14 protein-coding genes are annotated in these 16,830 nt (G+C 73.6%); 7 read left to right on the top strand and 7 right to left on the bottom strand.

Going from position 1 to position 16,830, the window contains the following annotated elements; translation table 11 throughout:
• Nucleotides 1–4: 4 nt before the first annotated feature.
• From SD460_RS12785 to SD460_RS12805, 5 genes are all read right to left on the bottom strand, one after another.
• The gene (locus SD460_RS12785) at nucleotides 5–1,231 is read right to left on the bottom strand and encodes an RNA polymerase sigma factor (RefSeq protein ID WP_290050398.1); all 1,227 of its coding nucleotides are present in this window, start codon (nucleotides 1,229–1,231) and stop codon (nucleotides 5–7) included.
• Nucleotides 1,228–1,551 carry a YciI family protein gene (locus SD460_RS12790; RefSeq protein ID WP_290050400.1) on the bottom strand — a complete coding sequence of 108 codons (324 nt, stop codon included), beginning with the start codon at nucleotides 1,549–1,551 and terminating at the stop codon, nucleotides 1,228–1,230. The genes SD460_RS12785 and SD460_RS12790 overlap by 4 nt, the downstream gene beginning before the upstream one ends.
• 30 nt (nucleotides 1,552–1,581) lie before the next feature.
• A complete protein-coding gene (locus tag SD460_RS12795; RefSeq protein WP_318306181.1) occupies nucleotides 1,582–2,187 on the bottom strand; it encodes a dihydrofolate reductase family protein in 606 nt (201 codons plus the stop codon).
• A 91-nt stretch (nucleotides 2,188–2,278) separates the two neighbouring features.
• Complete coding sequence (locus SD460_RS12800) at nucleotides 2,279–2,809, bottom strand: hypothetical protein (protein ID WP_290050402.1); 531 nt, start codon at nucleotides 2,807–2,809, stop codon at nucleotides 2,279–2,281.
• A gap of 18 nt (nucleotides 2,810–2,827) precedes the next feature.
• Entirely contained in the window at nucleotides 2,828–4,003 is a 1,176-nt protein-coding gene (locus SD460_RS12805) for a glycoside hydrolase family 3 N-terminal domain-containing protein (RefSeq protein WP_290050404.1), read from the bottom strand.
• Nucleotides 4,004–4,150: 147 nt separating this feature from the next.
• On the opposite strand from SD460_RS12805, the gene SD460_RS12810 reads away from it, so the two are divergent.
• Genes SD460_RS12810 through SD460_RS12830 form a run of 5 tightly spaced genes read left to right on the top strand, consistent with a single transcriptional unit; the run spans nucleotide 4,151 to nucleotide 9,123 of the window.
• Nucleotides 4,151–4,729 (top strand): helix-turn-helix transcriptional regulator, encoded by a 579-nt coding sequence (locus SD460_RS12810; RefSeq protein ID WP_290050405.1) that lies wholly within the window; start codon nucleotides 4,151–4,153, stop codon nucleotides 4,727–4,729.
• Nucleotides 4,730–4,737: 8 nt separating this feature from the next.
• Entirely contained in the window at nucleotides 4,738–5,994 is a 1,257-nt protein-coding gene (locus SD460_RS12815) for an ABC transporter substrate-binding protein (protein WP_318306182.1), read from the top strand.
• Nucleotides 5,994–6,899, top strand: a complete 906-nt coding sequence (locus SD460_RS12820; protein ID WP_290050408.1) for a carbohydrate ABC transporter permease — start codon at nucleotides 5,994–5,996, stop codon at nucleotides 6,897–6,899. Before SD460_RS12815 ends, SD460_RS12820 begins: the two co-directional genes overlap by 1 nt.
• Nucleotides 6,896–7,720 carry a carbohydrate ABC transporter permease gene (locus SD460_RS12825; protein WP_290050409.1) on the top strand — a complete coding sequence of 275 codons (825 nt, stop codon included), beginning with the start codon at nucleotides 6,896–6,898 and terminating at the stop codon, nucleotides 7,718–7,720. Before SD460_RS12820 ends, SD460_RS12825 begins: the two co-directional genes overlap by 4 nt.
• Nucleotides 7,717–9,123 carry a GH1 family beta-glucosidase gene (locus tag SD460_RS12830; RefSeq protein ID WP_290050411.1) on the top strand — a complete coding sequence of 469 codons (1,407 nt, stop codon included), beginning with the start codon at nucleotides 7,717–7,719 and terminating at the stop codon, nucleotides 9,121–9,123. Before SD460_RS12825 ends, SD460_RS12830 begins: the two co-directional genes overlap by 4 nt.
• Here the strand turns inward: SD460_RS12830 and SD460_RS12835 are convergent.
• The gene (locus tag SD460_RS12835; protein ID WP_318306183.1) at nucleotides 9,082–12,705 is read right to left on the bottom strand and encodes an ATP-binding protein; all 3,624 of its coding nucleotides are present in this window, start codon (nucleotides 12,703–12,705) and stop codon (nucleotides 9,082–9,084) included. The two genes, SD460_RS12830 and SD460_RS12835, sit on opposite strands and share 42 nt — an antisense overlap.
• 147 nt (nucleotides 12,706–12,852) lie before the next feature.
• Complete coding sequence (locus SD460_RS12840; protein WP_290058341.1) at nucleotides 12,853–16,107, bottom strand: ATP-binding protein; 3,255 nt, start codon at nucleotides 16,105–16,107, stop codon at nucleotides 12,853–12,855.
• Nucleotides 16,108–16,280: 173 nt separating this feature from the next.
• On the opposite strand from SD460_RS12840, the gene SD460_RS12845 reads away from it, so the two are divergent.
• The gene (locus SD460_RS12845; protein ID WP_290058340.1) at nucleotides 16,281–16,541 is read left to right on the top strand and encodes a WXG100 family type VII secretion target; all 261 of its coding nucleotides are present in this window, start codon (nucleotides 16,281–16,283) and stop codon (nucleotides 16,539–16,541) included.
• Complete coding sequence (locus SD460_RS12850) at nucleotides 16,538–16,795, top strand: WXG100 family type VII secretion target (protein ID WP_290058339.1); 258 nt, start codon at nucleotides 16,538–16,540, stop codon at nucleotides 16,793–16,795. Before SD460_RS12845 ends, SD460_RS12850 begins: the two co-directional genes overlap by 4 nt.
• Nucleotides 16,796–16,830 lie beyond the last annotated feature (35 nt).

Below are 16,830 nucleotides of genomic sequence, written 5' to 3' on the forward strand. Positions count from 1 at the left end.
CGCGCTACCCCAGCTGATCGCGGCGGCGGGTCAACGCCGCGGTCTCGGCCGTGTTGTCCGCCAGCTCGATGGCCCGGTCGTACGCCGCCCGGGAGTCCGCGCCTCGGCCCAGGCGGCGCAGCAGGTCCGCGCGGGTGGCGTGGAACGGGTGGTAGCCGGCCAGCTCGGGCTCGAGCCGGTCGATCGCCGCCAGGGCCACCTCGGGGCCGTCGAGTTCGGCGACCGCGATGGCTCGGTTGAGGGCGACCACCGGGGATGGGTCCAGGCGGATGAGCTGGTTGTAGAGGGCGAGGACCTGGGACCAGTCGGTGTCGCGCATGTCGCGGGCGGAGGTGTGCACGGCGTTGATCGCGGCGAGGATCTGGTAGCGGCCCGGGGCCACCCCGGCGGCGAGGCGTTCGCGCACCAGGCGGTGGCCCTCGGCGATCAGCTCCGCGTCCCAGGCGCCGCGGTTCTGCTCGTCGAGGGCGACCAGTTCGCCGGTGGCCGAGACGCGGGCGGGGCGGCGGGCCTCGGTGAGGAGCATCAGGGCCAGCAGCCCGGTCACCTCGCCGTCGTCCGGGAGGAGGGTGCGGATCAGGCGGGTGAGGCGGATGGCCTCGGCGGTCAGGTCCTGGCGCACGGGGTCGGTGTCCGGGCCGGTCGCCAGGTAGCCCTCGTTGAAGACCAGGAACAGGACGGCGAGCACGCCGGAGACGCGGGTGGGGAGGTCCTCGGCCGACGGCACGCGGTACGGGATGCGAGCCGCCTTGATCTTGGCCTTCGCGCGGGTAATGCGCTGGCCCATGGTGGTTTCGGCGACCAGGAAGGCGCGGGCGATCTCGGGCACCGTCAGGCCGCCGACCATACGCAGCGTCAGCGCCAGGCGGGCTTCGGTCGCCAGCGCCGGGTGGCAGCAGGTGAAGATCAGCCGGAGCCGGTCGTCGTCGATGGCGCCGAGGGGCTCGGGCGGGTCGTCGTCGTACACCGTCAGAGCCTCCTTCTGCTTGTCGTCGCGCTTGCTCTCGCGCCGGATCCGGTCGATGGCCTTGCGGGTGGCGGTGGTGGTCAGCCAGGCGCCGGGGGCCGGCGGCACGCCGTCGGACGGCCAGCGCTCGACGGCGGTCGCGAACGCCTCGGCGGCCGCGTCCTCGGCGACGTCGATGTCACCGAAGCGCCTGGTCAGGGTGGCCACCACCCGGGCCCACTCCTCGCGGTGGGCCCGGACCACCGCTTCCTCGACGTCGTTCACTGGAACGGCCGCACCTCGATCTTGCGGTCGCAGACCTTCGACGCCTCGGTGGCGAGCTTGAGCGCCACGTCCAGATCGGGCGCCTCCCACACCCAGACGCCGGCGAGGTACTCCTTGGACTCCAGAAAGGGCCCGTCGGTGACCACCGCCCGCTCGCCGCGGTTGTCGACGACCGTGGCCGCGCCGGTGTCGGCGAGGCCGCCCGCGAACACCCAGTAGCCCTCGGCGATCAGCCGGTCGTTGAACTCGCTGATGGCGGGCTGCCGGTCCGTGCTACCCGGGTTTTCCTTGTCGTCGATCACGGAAACCAAGTACTGCATCCGGAACTCCTCGTGGTGGTGGACGGGGACTCACACGTACTGCGGGCGCCCGGCGGGCCGGAAGACCTGCGTCGACACGCCCTTCGAGTCGACTCGCGACTCGATCAGCTCGAGCACGAAATCGGGGCCGTCGGCCGGGAACAGCCGGGTGCCCTGGCCGAGGACCACCGGGACCACGGTCAGGACCAGCTCGTCGACCAGGTCGTTCGCCAGCAGCCACCGGACCAGGGTGCCACTGCCGTGCACCTGCAGCTCGCCGCCGGGCTTGGCCTTCAGCTCGCGGACGGCCGCCGCGAGGTCGCCGGGCAGGACGGTGCTGCCCGCCCACGCCGGGTCGGTGAGCGTGGTCGAGGCGACGTACTTGGGGGCGTCGTTCAGTGCGACGCCGATGGGGGTCGCGCGCATCTGCTCGACCGACCCCCAGGAGCGGGCGAACAGCTCGTAGGTGCGCCGTCCGAACAGGAAGGCGTCCGCGCGCTGGTAGGTCCGCGCGATGAGCGCCCGGGTCTCGTCGTCACCCCGCCCCAGCGCCCAGCCCCCGCGCTCGAACCCGGTGCGGCGGTCTTCGTCGGACGCGCCGCCGTTGCCCTGCACGACGCCGTCGATGGTCAGCTGGGTCACGGTCGTCAGCTTCACGGTGGGGCTCCTCGGCCTCGGTGCCGCCCCGCGCGGGCGGCCTCACCCCTGCTACGAACATCACCGCGCCGATCCGACACCGTCGCCGGAATTATTTTCGAAGACCCGCGGCGGAGGCCACGAGGGGCATCGGCCAGCCGCTCGCGACGGTGTCCAGCCGCTCGGGGGTGAGCCGGCCGCCGGCGGCGACGCAGTCGCGGACGAGAGAGCGGACCTCGTCGTCCGCGCCGCCCGGGTCCTGCTCCCACAGCTTCAGCGCGTGGACGGCCGCCCGCCGGGACAGCTCGGGCGTCGACGCGTACCAATGCCCGCTCATCCGGCTGAGCGGCGGTTCGCCGGGCGACGGCGTCCGGCGGCCGAGCCGCTTCTCCGCCACGCGGGCGTCCACGTACGCCGTGGCCTCCGCGCGCCACACCGCGCGGCTGGCTTCCAGCGCCTCCAGCGCCCGCACCAGAGCCTGCTCGTGCCGCTGGTACGGCCCGGCCAATTCGGCGAGGAAGCTCAACGTCGCCCGGTGGCCGATCGGGTGGTACAGCCGCACGCACGACCCCAAGGCCGCGACTCGCCGGCCGTGCGCCAAGCGCCCGTCGCGCACCCGGCGTGCCCGCTGACCGAACCCCATCGGGTGACCCTGGCCAGATCAGCCGCAGAGGCCTTTGCCGCGCAGTACGCGCGTCACCGACTCCTGCACCCGCGCCGCGGGCAGCTCGCCTGACTGCACCGCCTTCACCAGCCGGTCCAGCACCTCGTCCACCCGGCCGCCGGAGGACCACAACGCCTGGTCCGCGCCGGCCTGCAGGGCCTTCAGCACCGCCTCCGGCAGGGAATACTGCGCCGTGATCGCCTTCATCGCCCCGAGGTCGTCGGTGAGGACCGGGCCGGTGAAGCCGAACTCGCCGCGCAGCAGCTGGTACGCCGGTGGGGAGAGGGACGCCGGGATCCCGCCCGTCAGGTCGGGGACGTCGAGGTGGCCGACCATCACCGCGACCGGGCCGTAGTCGGCGAGGTTCCGGTACGGGACCAGGTCGACCGACCGCAGCCGCGCGAGCGGCGGCGTGACCACCGTGCCCTTGTGGGAGTCGCCCGAGCCGTGGCCGTGGCCGGGGAAGTGCTTCAGCACCGGCTGGACCCCCGCTTCGCGGAGCCCCTCCGCGAACGCCTTCGCGTACGTCTTCACCTTCACCGGGTCCGGGCTGAACGACCGGTCGCCGATCACGTCGTCGTCCGGAGCTTCCGTGACGTCGGTGTCCGGGGCGAAGTCGACCGTCACGCCGCGGGCGTGCAGCTGGCGGCCGCGCTCGGCGGCGATGGCGCGGACCTGGTCCGGCGACTTCGTCTCGGCCATCGTGCGGGCCGACGGGAGGTCGCCGTCGAGGTCGTCGATGCGCTGGACGCGGCCGCCCTCTTCGTCGACCGACACCGCCACCGGCACCTTGGCCACCGCCTGGACCGCGGCCAGGGAACGGTTTTTCAACAACGCTGTTGCGTTACCCCCGATGAAGATCCCGCCCGGCTGGTGGTCGCGCACCAGGGCGACCGTCGAAGCCGGGTTGTCGCCGGAGACCCCGACGACGACCAGCTGCGCGACCTGGGCGCGGACGTCGAGTTCGCCGGCCAGCGAGGTGCAGTCGCCCGGGCGGGCCAGCCTCGACGTGGGAGCGGGCGGAACGGCCGCGCTGAAGGAGGACGGCGGAGGTGGGGAAGTCACGGGCAACGCCAGACCGGACACGGTCCGCGGCGGCAGGCCCACGACCAGCAGGCAGCCGGCCACGATGGCGAAGGCCACCCCGAGGGCGGCGAGACGTCGGCGGTTCATCGGTCCCTTCACTCGTCTGTGTGCCCCACGACGGTAGTCGATGCCCCTGACTTCACGGCGTGAAGAACGGCTTCACCGCGGTTAGAGAATTCGTGAAGGCGTCCCCAGCAGAGTGAGGCTGTCGGAAAATGGCAGAGGAGGGGCTTGATGGACCAGGTGCGAGTGGCCGCGTGGGCGTCGGATCCGATCGCGCTGACCGGGCTGATCAACCACCTGAAGTCCCGCCCGGAACTGCTGGTCGTGCCCCGGGCCCGCCGGGGTGAGGCGGCCGTGCTGGTGTTCGCCGTCGGCCAGGTCGACCGGGAGGCCGTCGCCGCGCTGCGGGCCGCGTCCGCCGAGTCGCCGGCCGCCATCGTGCTGGTCGCCGGGCACGTCGACCCGGCGCACCTGAGCGTGCTCGCCGACTGCCACGTCTCCGCCGTGCTGCCGCGGACGGCGCTCGACCGGCTCACCGAGAGCGTGCTCGCCGCCGCGCGGGGGCGCACGACGTCGCTGCGCGAGCAGGTCGAGGCGCTGGCGCACGAGGGCAGCGGGGCGGCGCTCACGCCGCGCGAGGTGGATGTGCTTCGCTTGATGGCCGAAGGCTGGGACACTGCCGAGATCGCGGGACGGCTCTGCTACTCGGAGCGGACCGTGAAGAACGTCATCTACGCCATGACCAACCGGCTCAACCTGCGCAATCGGCCGCACGCGGTCGCGTACGCCGTACGGGCCGGGGTGATCTGAGGGAGCCCGTGCCCACGACCGTCCGCCGGACCGCCGCCGCGGTCGCCGCGTTGACCCTGCTCGCCGCCTGCAGCCCCGCCGACTCCGGGGGCCGCACGACGCTCACGATCGCGACCTTCGGCGAGTTCGGGTACGCGCCGCTGATCGCGGAGTACGAGAAGCTGCACCCGGACATCACGGTGCAGAACCGTGTCACCGACTTCGACACCCACCACAAGGGCCTCGCGACGCAGCTCGCCACCGGCCGCGGTGCCGCCGACGTCGTCGCGATCGAGGAGCAGTACATCCCGCAGTACCGGAAGGCGAAGGACAAGTTCACCGACCTCGCCTCCTTCGGGGCTCGCGACCTCGAACGCCAGTGGGCGCCGTGGAAGTGGGCGCAGGGCACCGACGGGGACTTCGTGCTCGGCCTCGGCACCGACATGGGCAGCCTCGCGCTCTGCTACCGGCGGGACCTCTTCCAGGCCGCGGACCTGCCGACCGACCGGGACGAGGTCGCGAAGCTGATCCCCGACTGGCCCGCCTACGCCGCCGTGGCCGACCGGTTCACGCGGAAGACGCCCGGCGTGAAGTTCGCGGACTCGGCGGGCACCGTCTACACGGCGATGCTCAACCAGTCGCCGGAGAACTACTTCTCCCAGCGCGACGACTCCTTCATCGCCGACACCAACCCCAGCGTGCGCACCGCTTTCGATCTCGCGGGCGGCATCGCCGCCAAGGGGCAGACGGCGGCGGCGACCACCTTCACGCAGGCGTGGAACGTCGCGATCAAGCAGGGCTCGTTCGCCACCGTCGCGTGCCCGGCGTGGATGCTCAGCCAGATCAAGGAAGCCGGCGGGGACGCCAACAAGGGCAAGTGGGACGTCACGACCGTGCCCGGCAAGAGCGGCAACCAGGGCGGCTCGTTCCTGACCGTGCCGAAGCAGGGCTCGCACCAGAAGGAGGCCTACGAGCTCGCCCGCTGGCTGACCGCGCCCGAGCAGGAGAAGAAGCTCTTCCTCTCCGACGGCATCCTGCCCAGCGAGCCGTCCGTCTACGAAGACCCGCAGGTCGTCGCGCACACCGACCCGTACTTCGGGGACGCACCGACCGGGAAGATCTTCGCGGCGTCGGCCGACCGGCTGCGGCCGAACTACCGGGGCCTGCACGACGCCGACGTCCGGCCGGAGTTCGGCCGCGCGCTCGGGCGGATCGAGGACAAGACCCAGAACGTCGACCAGGCCTGGGCGCAAGCCGTCCAGCAAGCCCGGGCGCTGCTGAAGTAGTGCGGACCCGGTTCGCGCGCTTCGACCGCAAGGTCACGCCGCTGCTGCTCGTCGCGCCGTTCTTCGGGCTGTTCGCGGTCTTCGGCGCGTACCCGCTGCTCTACACGGCGTGGGTTTCGCTGCACGACTGGAACCTCCTCGAGGGCGGCCAGGGCCGGCTCGGCCTCGCCAACTACGGCGAACTGCTGGCCGACCCGCACTTCTACAACGCGCTCGCCAACACCGTGAGCATCTTCCTGCTGGCCGCCGTCCCGGAATTCCTGCTGGCACTGGGCATCGCGGCGCTGCTCGACCGGCCGCTGCGCGCCGCGACCTGGTGGCGCACCGGGATCCTGCTGCCGAACGTCGTCTCCGTGGTCGCGATCGGGCTGGTGTTCGGGCAGCTGTTCAGCCGCGACTACGGCGTCGTCAACGAAGTGCTCGGTTGGTTCGGCATCGCGCCGGTCAACTGGCAGGCGTCGACGTGGACGTCGCACCTCGCGGTGGCGAGCATGGTGCTCTGGCGCTGGACCGGCTACAACGCCCTGATCTACCTGGCCGCGATGCAGGCCGTCCCGAGCGATCTCTACGAAGCCGCGGAGCTCGACGGCGCCTCGCGGTGGCGGACGTTCTGGTCGATCACCGTGCCGGGCATCCGGCCCGCGATCGCGTTCACCGCCGTCGCCGGCACGGTCAACGGCCTCCAGCTCTTCGCCGAGCCGCAGCTGTTCGACGCCGGTGGCTCGGGTGCGACCGGCGGCAACGACCGCCAGTTCCAGACGCTCGTCATGTACCTGTACGAGAAGGGCTTCACGCAGTTCAACGCCGGGTACGCGGCCGCGCTGACCTGGGTGATGTTCGTGGTCTGCGCGCTGTTCGCGCTGGTCAACTACCGGCTGGTGCGCCGGTTCGTGAGGGCGGCGTGACCGCGCGGCGCCGCACGGGCGGCTGGGTGTACGCGGTGCTGGCCGGCGTGCTCGGCGCGTCCGTCTTCCCGCTGTACTGGTCGTTCGTCGTGGCCACGCGCGACAACTCGGCCATCGGGGAGGCGGCGCCGGTGCTGGTGCCGGGCGGGCACCTCGTCGAAAACGTGCGCCGCGTCTTCGACACCGTCGACTTCTGGCTCGCCATCGGCAATTCGCTGATCGTCGCGGGCACCGTGATGGCGGCCAACGTCGTGCTGGCGAGCCTCGCCGGGTTCGCCTTCGCACGGCTGCGCTTCCGCGGCCGCAACACGCTGTTCCTGCTGGTCGTCGGCTCGGCCATGGTGCCGGCGCAGCTCGGCGTCATCCCGCTGTACCTCGTCGTCGGCGACCTCGGCTGGTACGGGCGGCTGGAAGCGGTGATCGTGCCGGCGCTGGTCAGCGCGTTCAGCGTGTTCTGGATGCGCCAGGCCTGCGAGAACGCGATCAGCGCCGACCTCGTCGACGCGGCCACCGTCGACGGCTGCTCGGTCCTGCGCACCTACTGGCACGTCGCGGTGCCCGCGTTGAGGGCGCCCGCCGCGGTGCTCGCGATGCTCACGTTCATGGCCACGTGGAACGACTACTTCTGGCCGCTCGTGGTACTCGACCCCAACGAAACACCGACCGTGCAGGTGGCCCTGTCGCGGCTGGCGAGCGGCTACTACACCGACTACGCGCTGATGCTGACCGGCGCGACCGTCGGCGTCGTGCCGGTCATCGCGTTGTTCCTGCTGCTGGGGCGGTACATCGTCAAGGGAATCCTGAAAGGGGCACCAGTGTGACCGGACCCGAATTCCCGGCGGGGTTCCTGTGGGGCGCGGCGACCGCGTCGTACCAGGTGGAAGGCGGGGCGGGCGAAGGCGGCCGCGGACCGTCCATCTGGGACACGTTCGCGGCCACCGACGGCAAGGTGCTCGGCGGCGCGACCGGCGACGTCGCCTGCGACCACTACCACCGCTACCCCGAAGACGTCGGCCTGCTGGCGGACCTCGGCCTGAACGCCTACCGCTTCTCGGTCGCCTGGCCACGCGTGATGCCGGACGGGCGCACGAAGTCCGCGGCCGGGCTCGCTTTCTACGACCGGCTGGTCGACGAGCTGCTGAGCCGCGACGTCGTCCCGGTGCTCACGCTCTACCACTGGGACCTGCCGCAGGCGCTGGAGGACGAGGGCGGCTGGCCGGCGCGCGACACGGCCTCGCGGTTCGCCGACTACGCGGCGGTCGTGCACGACGCGCTCGGCGACCGCGTGAACCAGTGGACGACGGTCAACGAGCCGTTCTGCGCGGCTTTCCTCGGCTACGGCAGCGGGGTGCACGCACCCGGCGTCCAGGATCACGACACCGCGCTGGTCGCGGCGCACCACCTGCTGCTCGGGCACGGCCTGGCGACACGCGCGCTCACCGACCAGGCGCGCCCGGGTCACGAGTTCTCGCTGGCGCTCAACTTCGCCCCGGCGATCCCGGACGGCGACAGCCCGGCCCACCGCGAAGCGGCGCGGAAGTTCGACGGGATCCACAACCGGTTCTTCCTGGACCCGGTACTGGGCAAGGGATATCCGGCCGACGTGATGGCCGACGTCGAGCACCACGGCGGCCGGTTCGCCGCGGCCGTGCGCGACGGCGACACCGACGTCATCGCGGCGGCGATCGACTGGCTGGGCGTGAACTACTACGCCCCCGCGCGCGTCACCCCGCTCGCCGACCCGCTGGGCCCGGGCAACTGCCCCCTGCCCGGCTTGCGCGGCCTGGACGTGCTGCCCGCGCCGCCGCCGCTGACGGCGTTCGGCTGGGAGCAGGCGCCGGGCTCGCTGACCGGCTTGCTGCGGTGGATCGACGAACGGTCCGGCGGGCTCCCGCTGGTCGTGGCCGAAAACGGCGCGTCCTTCGTGGACGAGGTGGTCGACGGCCGCGTCCACGACGCCGACCGCGTCACCTACTTCGCCGAGCACCTGGCCGCTGTCCGCGACGCGATCCGCGCGGGCGCCGACGTCCGCGGGTACTTCGCCTGGTCGCTGCTCGACAACTTCGAGTGGGCGATGGGGTACTCGCAGCGCTTCGGCCTGGTGCACGTCGACTTCGAGACCCAGCAGCGGACCGTCAAGGACTCAGGCCGCTTCCTCGGCCGGGTCGCGAAGGCCAACGCGTTAGGTGCGCCGGCGGACGGCGTCGGCGACGCCGGAGCGTGAGGGCGTCTCCAGCTTGCCCAGCAACCGGGCCACGTGCGCCTGGACCGTCCGTCGTGGCAGCGACAGCTCGGCCGCGATGTCCGGGTTGGACCGGCCTTCGGCGACCAGGCCGGCGATGCGGACCTCGATCGGCGTGAGCGACTCCCAGCCGTGCCCAGGCCGGATCGGGGAGAACACCGCGCCGCGGCGGACGCCGAGGCGGCGCAGGCGGGTTTCCGCGCGGCGCAGGTCCCAGCGCGCGGACAACGCCGTGTAGAGCTCGGCGGCCTCCTCGAACGCCGCCTGCGCCGCGTCGAGCCGGCCCGCGCGGGCCAGCAGCACGGCCGCGTCCTCCAGCGCCGCCGCCAGTTCCGGGCGGCGGCCGACGGCCCGGAAGTGCTCCGCCGTGGCCAGCACCGCGGCCGGGTCCTCCTCGATCAGTCCGCGGCACCACGACGCCGCCGCGTACGCCCGTGCCGGACGCCGTTCCTTCGCCGCTTCTTCTTCGCAGACGTCGAGGGCGCGGCGGGCGCGGACCGGGTCGTCCTGCTCCATCGCCAGCCGCACGAACGCCGGCAGCCACTGGTGCCGCAGCATCATCGCCGCGTACGTCGGGTTCAGGATGGGCTCGAGGACGGTCAGCGCGCGCACGCGGTCGCCGCGCTGCTCGGCCGCGAGGGCGTCGGCGACCAGCAGGAAGTCGAAGCTCTCGCGCTCGGCGCCGGTCGCCGGGGCGTACTCCTCCGCCGCGTCGAGGTGGGCCGCGGCTTGGGCCCGGTCGTCGCGGCGGCCCGCGATCAGCGCCGCGACGCCGTGCAGCAGCAGCGCGGCCGGGCCGGGCTCGCGCAGGCCGTAGAAGGTGATCGCCGGGCCGTCTTCGATGACCGTGTCCAGCTCGACCAGTGCCTCGTCCCAGCGGCCTTCCCAGTACCGGTGCACCGCGGCGGACACCTGCAGCCCGACCGGCAGTGCGTGCCGAGCCGCGACTTCCCCCGCCGCGCGCAGGGCGTCGCCCGCCTCGGCGAGGCGGTCGAGGTTCTGCAGCGTGAAGACGCGGTTGTCGAGCAGGTCGAGGTGCAGGTCGGCCAGCTCGTGCTCGTCGCCGACGGCCTCGATCGCCGCGTCGACGTGGCCGAGCGCGCGGTCGTGCTCGCGGCGCACGGAATCGACCAGCCACAACGTCTGCAGCGCGTGCGCGGTCACGTACCGGTCGCCGCCGGCGAGCGACTTCGTCTCGCGCGCCGCCTTTTCCGCGGCGTCCAAATCGGACAGATCGCCACGCCGGAAGTTGGCCAGCAGCTGGCGGTGCTTGACCCGCCACAGCTCGGGCACGGCCGGGTCGTCGACCACTCCGGCCAGCGTGGCGACCGCGCCTTCGGTGTCGCCGCGGCGGTGCCGCAGCGCCGCGGCCACGTGCCGCATCTCCTCGACGGCGTCCGGGTCGGTGGCGACCTCGATGGCCTGCTGCGCTTGGGTTTCCGGGTTGCGTTCCAGCCGGAACAGCACCTTGACGAGCGCGACGAGCAGCACTTCCCGGCGCGGGCCCGCCCCGGCGGCCAGTGCCCGCTCCAAAAGCTCGACGGCGATCAGCGGCGCCCGGTTGGACACGGCCGCGTGGTGCGCGGCGAGCCAGTCGAGCACCCATTCGTCCACTGTGGCCGGTGCGGCCACCAGCTGCTCGGCAACCCGCTTCACCGGTGCGCCGATCCCGGCGAGCGCTTCCGCGGCTTGCCGGTGCAGTGCCGCCCGAGTCGCGCCCGGCAACCGGTCGTAGAGCGCTTGGCGCAGCAGGGGATGCCGGAACGCGAGCTGCGTCCCGGTGTCGATGAGGACGTTCGCCGCGACCGCTTCTTCGAGCGGCTCCAGCAGGTCCGACGGCCGTGAGCCGAGCACCGCGGCGACGTCGCCGACCGCGAATTCCATGCCCAGCAACGCACCCCAGCGCAGCACTTCCTGCGTCCGCGCGGTGAGGAAGTCGAGCCGCCGATCGACCGCGGCGACGAGCGAGCTGGGGGCCTCGAACTCGGCCGGGTCGTCGACGTCGGCCTCGCCGCCGCTCACCTCGACCGCACCCGCCCGCAGCAGGACGTCGACCATTTCCTTGACGTACAACGGGTTCCCGGCGCCACGAGCGGCCAGCTCGCGCAACCCCGGTCCCGGCGGCGCCCCGATCCGGTCCTCGATCAGCCTGCCGACGTCCTCGCCGGTCAGCGGCGCGAGGTCGAGGACGACGCCGTCGCGCGCCTGGACCCCGCGGCGCAGCTGGGCGAGCTCGGCGCGGTCCGGCGCCGGGCGGGTCGCGGCCACCAGCAGCAGCGGCAGCTGGCGGGTCGCCGCGCAGAGCCGGTGCCAGACCAGCACGGAAGCCTCGTCCGCCCACTGGAGGTCGTCGATCACCAGCACCTGCGGCGAGTGCGCGCAGAGTTCGTCGACCAGGGCCAGCAGCCGGTCGACGGCGCCGAGCACCGGGTCGGCCGGGCCCCAGCTGCGCCGTACCGGGCCTTCACCGGCGAGTTCCTGCGCCACCCGCGCGCGCCGCGGGTCGGCCGAGTGCACGTCGATCGCCAGGCACTCCAGGATGACCTGCAGCGGGAACCGGGTGCTCAGCTCGTCCGCGGCGGCGATGAGCCGCTGGTAGCCGGGGCCGTCCGGCAGCGAACCGGCGAGCAGCTCGGACTTGCCGATCCCCGCCTCGCCCTCGATCCAGACGGCCCGCCCGCGCCCGCCGCGGACGTCGGCGAGGAGTTCGGCGAGGGTTCTGGTTTCGGCTTCCCGCCCGAACAGCCGGTGCCCGGTGACCACGACCGGCGCCGCGGGCGCGTCGAGCCCGGGGTCCTGGGCGAGGATCCGCTGGTGCAGCTGCCGCAGCGCCGGGCCGGGCTCGACCCCGAGCTCCTCGACGAGCGTGGCGCGGGCGTCACGGAAGACGTCGAGGGCGTCGGCGTGCCGCCCGCTGCGGTAGAGGGCGAGCATGAGCGACTCGCGCAGGGACTCCCGCAGCGGGTGCTCACCGGCCAGGACGGCCAGCTCCGGCGCCAGGTCGAGGTGCCCGCCGAGGGCGAGCACGGCTTCGGCCCGCCGTTCCAGGGTGTTCAGCCGCAGTTCGGCCAGGTACTCGCGGTGCCGCTCGGCGAACCCGCCCGGCACCCCGGAAAGCGCTTCACCCTGCCAGAGCGCGAGCGCGGCATCGAGTTCGGCGACGGCGGCCCGCGGATCGCCTTGGTCGAGGTGCCCCCGCGCACGCTCGCGGTGCCGTTCGAACACGGCGGCGTCCAGCGCGTCTTCGTCGAGCAGCAGCGAGTACCCGGCCGGATCCGACACCAGGAGACTGGCCGCCGACCAGCGCGACCGGTCCGGTTCGAGCGCGCGGCGCAACCCCGAGACGTAGGTGTGGACGCTGCCCTCGACGCTCGCGGGCGCGGAATCGCCCCAGACGCCGGCGATCAGCTCGGCGCGGGGGACCGGGCGCCCGGCGTTGACCGCGAGCACGGCGAAGACGGCACGCTGACGCGCGGGGCCGAGGCCGATTTCGGCCGCCCCGCGCCAGGCCCGCAGCGGGCCGAGCACACCGACCCGCAGGCCGGTGTCCGCATCCCCTGGCATGTCACTGCCGTCCCCTCTGGGGCGCGCCCCAGACCCCATTCCCCCAGGGACATCTCGGTTACTCCGATGACCTTACTGACGTGGCAATACCCAGCGGGGTTGCGCTGAGTTCGACGGCCGTGGATGTGGCATTCACGGCCGTCGGTGTCACTCGCCGGCGGCGGCGCGGGAGCGGACCGCGTGGGCCCGCCGGATGCCGAACGGCTGCATGCGGCTCTCCGCCCGGCGGACGTCCCACACCGCGCCCATCCCGGTGTACGCCGTCAGCGCGGCGCGGAACGCCGTGCGCGCCTCGGTCAGCTGCTCCGATTCGGCCAGCAGGATCGCCGCGTCCTCGGTCGCCTTCGCCTGCTTCAGCAGCCGGCCGGCCGCGCGGTAGTGGCCGGCCGCGGTGAGCACCGGCTCGGGGTCGCCGGTCACCAGGCCGCGGCAGTGCGCGGCCGCCGCCGCGTGGGCCGGTGGGGCGTCCTCGAGGTCGAGCAGGCGCAGGGCCTGGTGGGCGCGTTGCGGTTCGCCGAGCCGCAGCGCGAGCCGGACCAGGTCCGGGAGCCACTGGTGGCGGGCGGCGGGCGGGTAGTTCTCCTCCAGCAGCGGCAGGAGCGCGACCAGCGCCGCCTCCGGACGGCCCTCCTGCTCGGCCAGCAACGCGCGGGCCGCGAGCAGGAAGTCGCCGCCGTCGGGCTCGAGGCCGGGCGGCCACTGCTGGCGCTCGGCCGCGTCGAGGTGCGTCCTGGCCTGGTCCGGGTCGCCGCGGTGTCCGGCGATCAGCGCGCCGACGCCGTGCACCAGCAGTGTCGATCCGGGGCTGCGCAGCACGTACGACGCCGTTTCCGCGCCGTCGCGGATCACCGCGTCCAGCTCTTCGAGGGCTCGGGGCCAGCGGCCCAGCCAGTAGTAGTGCACCGCGCCGGCCAGGTGCATCTCGCCCGGTACCGCGCGGGTCGCGGCGATCCGGCGGGCGGCGTCGAGCGGCTCCGCGGCTTCCTCGAGGCTGTCGAGCTTCGGCACGGACAGCGCCGCGTCGTCCAGCGGGTGCAACCCGGCGGGCGCCAGCGCCGTTCCCTCGCCGAGGCGCTCCAGCGTGGCGAGCAGCGACTCGTGCCGCCCGCGCCACATCTCCGGGACGTCGGTGTCGTCGAGGGTCCGCTTCAGCTCGGCGGTCGCCTCGGCGAAGTCACCGCGGCGGTAGTAGACGTAGGCCAGGATCCAGCGCATCTCGGCCGCGCGCCTGCTGTCGGCCGTCCGCGCCACCACCGACCGCGCCTCGGCCTCGGGCTCCCGGCCGAGCCAGAACAGCAGCCGGGCCAGGGTCGCGGTCAGCGTCTCCCGCGCGTCCGGCGGCAGCGTGCCCTGCGTGACGGCGTGGCGCAGCAGGTCCACGGCCATCCGCGGGGTCTCGGTGGCGACCGTCCCGATGTGCTCGAGCAGCCACGTCGTCACCCACGGGTCGACCTGCGCGGGCGCGGCGGCGAGCTGTTCGGCGACCCGGACGGCGGGCGCCCCCGCCGCGGCGAACGCCTCGGCCAGCTGCCGGTGCAGCGCCACGCGCATCGCCGCCGGGGTCTTTTCGTAGAGCACCCGGCGCACCAGCGGGTGCCGGAACGCCAGCCGGTCGCCCGATTCGACGAGCACCCCGGACGCGATCGCCTCGTCCACCGCGCCGACCAGCGCCGTCGGCGGCCGTTCGGTGGCCACGGCGATGTCCGACAGCGAGAACTCGCGCCCCAGCATCGCGGCCCAGCGCAGGGTGTCGCGCGTGCCGCTGGAGAGGAAGCTCAGGTACAGCGTGATCCGCGACCCCAGCGGCGCCGGGATGCTCTGGCACGAGTTGCCGTCGAGGTGCGCGTGGACGCCGTCGAGCACGATCATCGACTGGGTCAGCAGCGTCTCGACGATTTCCCTGGTGTAGCGCGGGTTGCCGGCCGCGTAGGACACCAGCAGCTGCAGCCCCGGCCCAGGGGGCGCTCCGACCAGCTCGGTGGCCAGTTCCCGGGCGGCGCCGTCGGTCAGCGGCGGCAGCGCCAGGATGGTCGTGTCATCGTTGTCAAGCTCAGCCCGCAGGTCGTCGAGCGCGGCCGGTCGTGGCACCGGGCGGCAGGCGCCGACGAGCAGCAGCGGCAGCTGCCGGGTCTCCCGGCTCAGGTACCGCCAGATCCCGAGGGTGGCGTCGTCGGCCCAGTGCAGGTCGTCGACCACGAGCACCAGCGGCGCTTCCGCGCACAGCTCGCGCACCAGCGCGAGGAGGCCGTCGACGGCGTCTTCGGCCGGCTGCGCGGAAAGCCGGGCGGCCAGCGCGGCGCGGTGCCCCGCGGCCCCGTGGTGCACGCCCAGCGCGTCGAGCAGCGGGCGCAGGGCGAAGCGCTGGTCGAGCGAGTCGGCGGCGGCGAAAGCGGGCTGGAGGTCCGCGGCCATGGCGAGCAGTTCGGCCAGCAGCGCCGTCCGGCCGCTGCCGGGCTCGCCTTCGATCCACACCGACCGGCCGATCCCCGCGCCCAGCCCGTCGACGGCTTCGCGGAGCCGGGCCAGCTCGGCTTCCCGGCCGAGGAAGAGCTCGGCCCGGTCGGGCATCGCCGAGACCGGGAGCCGCGCCGGGCGCGCGGGCGGCGCGGGCTTCGGTTCCGGGGCGGCCGCGGGCTTTTCCCGCAGCTGGTCGTACAGCCGCCGCAGCGCCGGGCCGGGCTCGGTGCCGGAGGACTCGACGAGCTTGTCCCGGACGTCGTCGTACACCGCGATCGCCTCGGTCCGCCGGTCCGCCCGGACCAGGGCCCGCATGAGGAGCCCGCGCAGCGTTTCGCGGAACGGGTGCTCGCGGGTCAGCGCGGTCAGCTCGGCGACGAGCTCGGCGTGCCCGCCCGACTCCAGGACGACCTCGGCCCGCCGCTCGACCGTCGCGAGCCGCACCTCGGTGAGCCGCGCGCGCTGGGCGGCGGCGAACGGCCCCGGCAGGCCGGACAGCGGAACGCCGTGCCAGAGCCCGAGCGCCTCCTCGAGGGCCTCGCGGGCGCCGCGGAGATCCCCGGCCGCCTGCTTGCGCAGCGCCTGTTCGCGCAGTGCGTCGAACCGGTGGACGTCGATCGCCCCGGCGTCGAGGCGCAGGGAGTAGCCGGACCCGATCGACGCGAGCAGCTGCGGGCCCTCGCCCTTGGCGCGGCCGGGTTCGAGCGCGCGCCGCAGGCCGGAGACGTAGGTGTAGATGGAACCCTGCGCGCTCTGCGGCGGCGCTTCGCCCCAGACGGCGTCGATCAGCTCCTCGCGCGAGACCGTGCGGTTCGGGTTCACCGCCAGCGCGGCGAGGACCGTCCGCCGGTGCGCGGAGCCGAGATCGAGCTCCAGTTCGCCGCGCCATGCTTTGACCGGGCCGAGCAGCTGGAGTCTCGGTGCGGAGCCGTCCGCAGCCGACATCGGTCTCCCTTCGTGCGCTGACGAAACGTCACGCGCCGGATGCCTGACGTGAGCATACGCGGCCGTGGTGAACCGGCAGGCAAGGATGGCGGACATTCGGGCAACGGCCGTCGGCGGGGGTTCCGCGGTGCCGCGGGGTTTGGAACCCTCGGGACGCCCGAGAGGAGTTCGGCATGGCCACAGCCGCGACGACGGACGAGATGCGGCGGGCGGCCGCCCGCTTCGCGCACACCATCGAAGCGGCCCGCTCCCGGCTCCGCGACGTCAACAGCGAGATGGCACTCGTGCAGGCGTCGTGGCGCGGCGAGGACGCGGTGCGCTTCGGCCAGGCGATGACCGATTGGGAGCAGGAGTTCGACGTGATCCTTTCGCGGCTGGCCCGGCTGCTCGAGACGACGGGCGGCGGCCCGGTGCCGCGGCAGCGCGAGCCGTGACGCGCCAAGAGCTCGAGTTCAGCTTCGCCGGCCTCGTGCTCGACCGGATGGGGTCGATCACGGGTGAGCTCGGCGAGCTGCTCGCGGAGCTGGAGGCCGACGTCGAGCCGGGGCTGGCCGGCTGGACCGGCGCGGCCCAGGAGGAGTACCTGCGGGCCAAGCGCGAGTGGGCGCGGGCGGCCGAGCGGATGCCGGAGTGCCTGGTGCGGGCGCGGGCCGCGGTCGGGGAGCTGGAGACGTCTTCACGCGCGTGAAGACGGAATAGGGAAGGCGTGAAGGCGCGCCCGCC

The sequence above is a fragment of the Amycolatopsis solani genome (assembly GCF_033441515.1).
Lineage (GTDB): Bacteria > Actinomycetota > Actinomycetes > Mycobacteriales > Pseudonocardiaceae > Amycolatopsis > Amycolatopsis solani.